Source organism: Limnohabitans sp. (assembly GCF_044373035.1).
In the GTDB taxonomy this organism is placed as follows: Bacteria; Pseudomonadota; Gammaproteobacteria; order Burkholderiales; family Burkholderiaceae_C; genus Limnohabitans_A.
The window spans coordinates 21,229-28,106 of record NZ_JBILQU010000030.1; the positions used below are offsets into that span (position 1 = coordinate 21,229).

The window sequence follows — 6,878 nt, forward strand, 5'->3', positions numbered from 1 at the left end:
GGAAGCTCTTTATTCGATGTTCTGGACTTGTTCGCGCATTTGCTCGATCAGCACCTTCATGTCGACCGAGATGCGCGTCATCTCCAGCACGGCCGATTTGGAGCCCAAGGTGTTGGCCTCGCGGTGCAGCTCCTGAATCAAGAAGTCCAGGCGTTTGCCAATGTCACCGCCCTTGGTGAGCAGGCGGCTGAGTTCGTCCAGGTGTGAGCGCAAGCGGGTCAGCTCCTCGGCCACGTCGATGCGGATGGCAAAAGCGGTGGCTTCGGTGAGGGCCCGGTCTTGCGCGGCTTCGGGTAGGTGGCTGCCATCGGCCAGAGCCATCGCGTCTTTCCAGCGCTCCAAAAAACGCTGGCGCTGTTGTTCCACCAATTGGGGCACCAGGGGCACGGCCAGTTCGGCCAGGCTGCGCAGCAGTGCAATGTGGCCTTGCAGCATCGTGGTCAGGCGCGCACCCTCTCGGGCGCGGGCTTCGCGCAGGGCGTCCACCACTTGGGTGGCCAGTTGCATCCAGGCGGCTTCGTCAGGGGCGGCTTGGCCCGAACTGCCAGCGCTCATGCGCAGCACATCGGCCACGCTCAGGCCACGGGCACTGGGCAACCAATCTTGAATTTTTTCTTGCAAGGCCGCGATTTTTTGCAGGGTTTGGTGGTTGGGTGCTTGCAGGGTGGCACCATCTCCGGCGTCTTGGCTGGCGCGCACTTCGACTTTGCCGCGTTTGATCTGGCGCGTGATCAGCTCGCGCAGGCCGGGTTCGAGCTGGCGCAGTTCTTCGGGCAAGCGAAAACTCAGGTCGAGGAAGCGGCTGTTGACCGAGCGGATTTCAAGCCCCAGGCGAGCGGTGGAGGCCGCGCTGGCGGGGGCTTCGCCGTCTGCGGGCAGCGGGCTGTGCTGTACGCTGGCGTAGCCGGTCATACTGTAAACTGACATTGAACTGGTTCCTTCGCGCCGCAGGCCGAACACCGGCTTGGGGCAATTGCCTGAACCCAAGCCCTTGAAGGGCTTGGCAAAGCATGAAACACGGCATTATCGCAAACTCGCCCATGCCTCTTGCCGAGGCCAGCATCACACCACTCGCAAAAGACTCACCCATGACATCCACCTCTGTTCGTTCCGGCCGCGCTGCCGACGCTTTGCGCGCTGTGCGCATCACCCGCGGCTACACCATCCACGCCGAAGGCTCGGTCATGATCGAGTTTGGCCAGACCCGCGTGCTGTGCACCGCTTCGGTCGAAGAAAAAGTGCCGGGCCACAAAAAGGGCAGCGGCGAAGGCTGGGTCACGGCCGAATACGGCATGCTGCCCCGCGCCACCCACACCCGGGGCGACCGCGAAGCCGCACGCGGCAAGCAAAGCGGCCGCACGCAAGAGATCCAGCGTCTGATTGGCCGATCGTTGCGGGCCGTGTTTGACCTGAAAAAGCTGGGCGAACGCACCATCCACCTGGACTGCGACGTGCTGCAGGCCGATGGCGGCACCCGCACGGCCAGCATCACGGGCGCTTTTGTGGCGGCGCAAGACGCCGTGAACTGGTTGATCGCGACCGGCAAACTGACCGAATCCCCCATCCTGGACTGCGTGGCGGCCATCTCAGTGGGCCTGAAAAGCGGCAGCGCTTTGCTGGACCTGGACTATCCCGAAGACTCGGCCTGCGACACCGACATGAACGTGGTCATGACCGGCGCGGGCAACTTTGTGGAAGTGCAGGGCACGGCCGAAGGCGCGGCTTTTACCCGCGTTGAGATGGACCGCATGCTGGCGCTGGCCGAAAAAGGCATTGCGCAGCTGGTGCAGTTGCAAAAGCAGGCGCACGACCAGCCTCAGACCCTGACTTTCAGCGCCTGAACCACTGGGGATGGCGCACATGAAAATCGTTCTCGCCTCCAACAACGCGGGCAAACTGGCCGAGCTGCAAACCCTGTTGGCGCCGCTCCACATGACGCTGGTGCGCCAGTCCGAGCTGAACATTCCTGAGGCCGCAGAGCCATTCAAGACATTCGTTGAAAACGCCCTGGCCAAAGCCCGCCACGCCGCGCAGCTGAGCGGCATGCCCGCGCTGGCCGATGACGCGGGCCTGTGTGTCGATGCTTTTGGTGGCCAGCCCGGCGTGGACACCGCCTACTACGCCACCCGCTTTGGCTACCCCAAAGGCGATGACACCAACGTCACCGCTTTGCTGGAGCAAATGCAGGGCATCCAAGTTGCTGAAAAGCGTCGCGCCGCCATGGTCAGCACCCTGGTGGCCGTGCGCAGCGCTGACGACCCGGAGCCTTTGATTGCCGTGGGCCGGGTGGTGGTGCAGATCACGCCCGAACGCCGGGGCAGCAATGGTTTTGGCTTTGACCCTGTGATGTACTTGCCCGAATTTGGCAAGACCTTTGCCGAGTTGCCCCCCGAGGTGAAAAACGCCCACAGCCACCGGGGCCGCGCTGCGCAAGCCATGCTGACGTTGATGCGTGAACGCTGGTTGGACAGCGCTGCACCATGAACCAAATGATGGACCCTGTGCACGCCATGCGCCCCGGCGTGCTGCAACTGAACGCCTTGCCGCCGCTTGCTCTGTACGTGCACCTGCCTTGGTGCATCAAGAAGTGCCCGTATTGCGACTTCAACTCGCACGAGTTCCGTGAGGGTGCAGATCCGGTGTCGACACAAGATGCCTACATCCACGCGCTGTTGGCCGACCTGGAAGCGAGCTTGCCGCTGATTTGGGGTCGCAGCATCCAGACGGTGTTTTTGGGCGGCGGCACGCCCAGCTTGTTTTCGCCAGAGGCGATTGACCGTTTGATTTCGGGCATCCGCGCCCGTGTGCGTTTGGCACCTGACGCCGAAATCACCATGGAAGCCAACCCCGGCACCTTTGAGAAGGACCGTTTCAAGGCGTTTCACCAAGCCGGCATCACCCGCTTGTCGATTGGCGTGCAGAGTTTTGACAATGCGCATCTCAAAGCCCTGGGCCGTGTACACGACCGGGACCAAGCGCTGGCCGCTGTGACCGAAGCCGCGCAGGTGTTTGACACCTTTAACCTCGACCTGATGTACGCCTTGCCGGGCCAGACGATCGATGGCCTCACGCAAGACATTCAGACCGCTTTGGCTTTTGCGCCGCCGCACATCTCGATCTACCACCTGACCATCGAGCCCAACACGGTGTTCGCCAAGTTTCCACCCGTCTTGCCCGAGGACGATCTGGCCTACGAAATGATGGACCGCATCACCGAGTTGACGGCCTTGGCGGGCTTGGATCGTTACGAAGTGTCGGCCTATGCCAAGCCGGGCCATCAGTGTGCCCACAACCTGAACTATTGGCAGTTTGGTGATTACCTCGGCATTGGCGCCGGGGCGCACAGCAAGCTCAGTTTTGCCCACCGGGTGCTGCGGCAAGTGCGTTACCGCGAGCCCGCGCTTTACATGCAGCAGGCCATGAAAGGAGAGCCCGTCACGCAAAGCACCGAAGTGTCACGCTTGGATTTGCCCTTTGAGTTCATGCTCAACGCCTTGCGTTTGCGTGGTGGATTTGATTTGGCCGACTTTGTGGACCGCACGGGGCTGGCCATGACCAGCATCCAAAAAGGGTTGACCGAGGCCGAAAAACTGGGCTTGATCGGGCGTGATCTGCACCGGGTCTGGCCGACCGACAGGGGTTTTGATTTCTTGAGTGATTTGCAGGCGCTGTTTTTGGCCGACAGCGCAAGTGCAAAGGCTCAGTGAGTCTGTTGTGATTTTTGCTGGCTAACCCGGTCGAGCACAAACTTGAAGCCGTAAAGCATCATCAAGGCCCCCAGTGCATTACCCACAAACATGGGCCAGATGTCCACCCAGATGTTCATGTGCGGCCGCTCCAGCAGCAGCCACACCAGTTGGTGCGCCACCGCGCTGGCAGCTGCAAAAATCAAGGTCATGTTCAGCAGCTGGAGCACATTCAGCGATTGCAAATGCGGGCTCAACCATTGGCGGTATGTCAGGTATTTCAAAACAAGCCAAGGTGTCAAGCCCCCCACCACACCGTTCAAAAATGCCAGTGTGGCACCGTCTTGTGTGAAAAGATCACGGTCGATGAACCAACTGCCTAGCATTAGGCCCAAGGCACCCGGCAAGCCCAACACCAGCACCAAGATCACCCTAAAGCCAGCAGGCAAAAACACCCAGCTGATGCCTTCGCTGTATTCAAAAATGGAAAAAGCCCAGTCATTGAGCTGGAAGAAACCCACAAACAAAACAGCGCTGGCGAGGGTCAGCGCTGTGGATTCAAAGGCATGTCTGACCCAGTTGATCATGCGAGCGAGTTTTGGTGGGCTTGATGCATCGAGCGGCCCAGGTGCTGGAAGTAATCCAGGGTGCGCTGGGTGGGAATCAGGAATTTGGCGCGTCGGTCGCCTTCTTGGTTCAGTGTGCTGAGCAAATCTTTTTCGCGCAGGCGCGTGATGCGCTTGTGCAAAGTGGCGGGAGAACCCAGATCTGCCAGGCCGATGGCTTCGCGCACCGTCATGGGCTGGTTTTCGTACCAACGCAGCACCACCGATTGCAGCAAAGCCGATTCGTTGGCATCTATGGCTTGGCCGTCTGGCAAGGCTTGGACCACCTTGGCCAATTGGAGAAATTGCAGGTAAGCAGAAGCAAAAGGACTTTGATTATTTTCCATTTTATTGATCTTATCGAATTTTTCATGAAATTTGCATCCTCAACACATTTTGAGGTTTATCGCCAACCAGCGCTCACTGAGCGCTTATTTTTCGCTCCCGAATGATGCGACCCCAAGTGGTGGTTTCTTTGGCCATGTAACGGGCCAGATCGTCACGCGATCCAGGCATGGGCACCAGGCCGTGCTTGTTCAACTGTTCCACCACATCGGGCGCTGACAACACCTTGACCAATTCGACATTCCAGCGGTCCAGCACCGGGGCGGGCACTTTGGAGGAGGCGACAAAAGCATACCAGTTGGTGGCACTGAAACCTGGATAGCCGGACTCGGCAATGGTGGGGATCTGGGGCAAGCCCCCCAGGCGCTGCGTGCCGGTGCTGGCCAGAGGAATCACTTTGCCTGCCTCGATGTGAGGCGCTGCCGTGGCAAAAGTAGCATACCAAGCGGCCACGCGGCCGCCCAGCAGGTCTTGCAGCGCGGCGGCCCCCCCTTTGTAGGGCACATGCAGTGTGTCGATTTTGGCCATGTCGTTGAGCAACTCGCCTGCCAGGTGCGAGGCAGAACCTGGGCCGGTGGAGGCGAAATCGAGCTTGCCCGGGTCTTTTTTGGCGGCGGCGATGAATTCAGCAAAGGTCTTGATGCCCGTGCCAGGATGCACCACCAGCACGTTCGGAAAGTTCACTGCCATGGTCAGTGGGGCCAGGTCTTTCACCGGGTCGTAGGGCAGCTTCATCATGTTGGGCGCAATGCTCAGCGGGCCGACCGAGCCGAACAGCAGCACGCTGCCGTCCGCGGGGCCGGTTGCGGTGTATTGGTGGGCAATGTTGCCGCCAGCACCGGCTTTGTTTTCAACCGTGACGGCGACCCCCAAGTTCTCGCCCAGTTTTTTGGCAATGATGCGGGCACCCGTGTCGGCCGCCCCGCCGGGCACAAAGCCCACGACCATGCTGATGGTTTTTTTGGGTGGAAAGTCCTGCCCCAAGGCTTGGCCTGTGGTGAAAACCGAAGCAGCCCCGAGCGCAAGCCCCAGCAAGACTTGGCGGCGATGGGTGCGAGACACGGTGAAGTTGTTCGACATGGTGTTGACTTGAGGAAAATGGAAAAACCAAGGCTAGCACTTTTGTTGAGGCTGGACAGTCATCTGTGGTAACGCAACAGCCGCCCCCTGCATGACAGGCATCAGGGGGCGAAATGGTTAAGCTTGGTTAATTTTCAGGAGACGGACATGACACACAAAATTGCCATCATCGGTCTGGGCATCATGGGCCGCCGCATGCTGGAAAACGCCTTGCAGCATCCCGCCTTTGAGGTGTGCGGCGTTTGGGACCCTTCGGCCGCATCGGTGGCCAAAACGCAGGAGATGGCCCCAAGTGTGCACGTCGCAGCCCACGCGCAGGCCGCCATGGCTGGGGCGGATGTGGTGTACCTGGCCTGCCCGCCAGGCCCACGCAAAACCTACGCCTTGCAGGCCGCAGCAGCCGGGCAGGGCGTGTTCATGGAAAAACCCCTGGGCACCGACAACGCGCAAAGCCGTGATCTGGTGGCCCAACTGCGCCAAGCGCGTTTGCCCGGCGTGGTCAACTTCACCCAAGCCGCGTCGCGTGGCTTTGAAGAATTAAATCGCGCCATCGCTGCGGGTGAAACGGGTGAGCTGCTCGGCATCGACATTGTGGTGAACTACCCCGCCTGGCCCCGCGCTTGGCAAAAAGACGCCGATTGGCTGCGTCTGCGCGATGAAGGTGGCTACACCCGTGAAGTGATTTCGCATTTCTTGTTTTTGGCCGGACGGTTTTTGGGGCCGCTGACCTTGCAGCATGCGTCTCCCCGTTACCCGCAAGACCCCACCTTGTGCGAGCTGGACATGCTGGCTCGCTTGACCACGTCCGATGGGAAGCCCGTCACGGTCATGGCCACCACCGGCGGTCAACAGCCCGACCGTCAAGAAGTCACGGTGCGCGGCAGCCGCATGAACCACCAGTTCCGGGAGTTTTTCCAACTCTGGCGTTCCGACGGCGGTCCTTGGGTGGAGGCCGTGGACTGGCGTACCGAAGACCCGCGCTTCAGCGCATTGCAGCGGCAACTGAGCGAAGTGGACTTGTGGTTGCGCGGCAAGCCCCACAAACTGGCCACGGCTGAAGAGGCGTTGGCGGTGCAGGAGTTGGTGGAGGCGATGTTGGTGGGCAAGCCCTGAGGTGTGCCAAAAATGCAAAACGCCCCGAGAGGGGCGTTTTGCGTGGTAG

General features: G+C 60.4%; 8 protein-coding genes. 4 read left to right on the forward strand and 4 right to left on the reverse strand.

Annotated elements, in window-relative coordinates; translation table 11 throughout:
- Positions 1–9: 9 nt before the first annotated feature.
- Positions 10–912 (reverse strand): YicC/YloC family endoribonuclease, encoded by a 903-nt coding sequence (locus ACIQ47_RS06715; RefSeq protein ID WP_396437410.1) that lies wholly within the window; start codon positions 910–912, stop codon positions 10–12.
- A gap of 176 nt (positions 913–1,088) precedes the next feature.
- On the opposite strand from ACIQ47_RS06715, the gene rph reads away from it, so the two are divergent.
- Genes rph through hemW form a run of 3 tightly spaced genes read left to right on the forward strand, consistent with a single transcriptional unit; the run spans position 1,089 to position 3,707 of the window.
- The gene (gene rph, locus ACIQ47_RS06720) at positions 1,089–1,841 is read left to right on the forward strand and encodes a ribonuclease PH (RefSeq protein WP_396437403.1); all 753 of its coding nucleotides are present in this window, start codon (positions 1,089–1,091) and stop codon (positions 1,839–1,841) included.
- 19 nt (positions 1,842–1,860) lie between these two features.
- Positions 1,861–2,484 carry a non-canonical purine NTP pyrophosphatase gene (locus tag ACIQ47_RS06725; protein WP_296290879.1) on the forward strand — a complete coding sequence of 208 codons (624 nt, stop codon included), beginning with the start codon at positions 1,861–1,863 and terminating at the stop codon, positions 2,482–2,484.
- Positions 2,481–3,707 (forward strand): radical SAM family heme chaperone HemW, encoded by a 1,227-nt coding sequence (hemW, locus tag ACIQ47_RS06730; RefSeq protein WP_396437404.1) that lies wholly within the window; start codon positions 2,481–2,483, stop codon positions 3,705–3,707. Before ACIQ47_RS06725 ends, hemW begins: the two co-directional genes overlap by 4 nt.
- Here hemW and ACIQ47_RS06735 read toward each other — a convergent pair.
- The 3 genes from ACIQ47_RS06735 to ACIQ47_RS06745 all read right to left on the reverse strand — a co-directional run bounded on the left by ACIQ47_RS06735 (position 3,701) and on the right by ACIQ47_RS06745 (position 5,716).
- Positions 3,701–4,273 (reverse strand): hypothetical protein, encoded by a 573-nt coding sequence (locus ACIQ47_RS06735; protein ID WP_396437405.1) that lies wholly within the window; start codon positions 4,271–4,273, stop codon positions 3,701–3,703. The two genes, hemW and ACIQ47_RS06735, sit on opposite strands and share 7 nt — an antisense overlap.
- A complete protein-coding gene (locus ACIQ47_RS06740; RefSeq protein WP_396437406.1) occupies positions 4,270–4,638 on the reverse strand; it encodes a hypothetical protein in 369 nt (122 codons plus the stop codon). The genes ACIQ47_RS06735 and ACIQ47_RS06740 overlap by 4 nt, the downstream gene beginning before the upstream one ends.
- A 73-nt stretch (positions 4,639–4,711) precedes the next feature.
- Positions 4,712–5,716 carry a Bug family tripartite tricarboxylate transporter substrate binding protein gene (locus ACIQ47_RS06745; RefSeq protein ID WP_396437407.1) on the reverse strand — a complete coding sequence of 335 codons (1,005 nt, stop codon included), beginning with the start codon at positions 5,714–5,716 and terminating at the stop codon, positions 4,712–4,714.
- Positions 5,717–5,863: 147 nt separating this feature from the next.
- Between ACIQ47_RS06745 and ACIQ47_RS06750 the strand changes: the two genes are divergently transcribed.
- Positions 5,864–6,829, forward strand: a complete 966-nt coding sequence (locus tag ACIQ47_RS06750) for a Gfo/Idh/MocA family protein (RefSeq protein WP_396437408.1) — start codon at positions 5,864–5,866, stop codon at positions 6,827–6,829.
- Positions 6,830–6,878 lie beyond the last annotated feature (49 nt).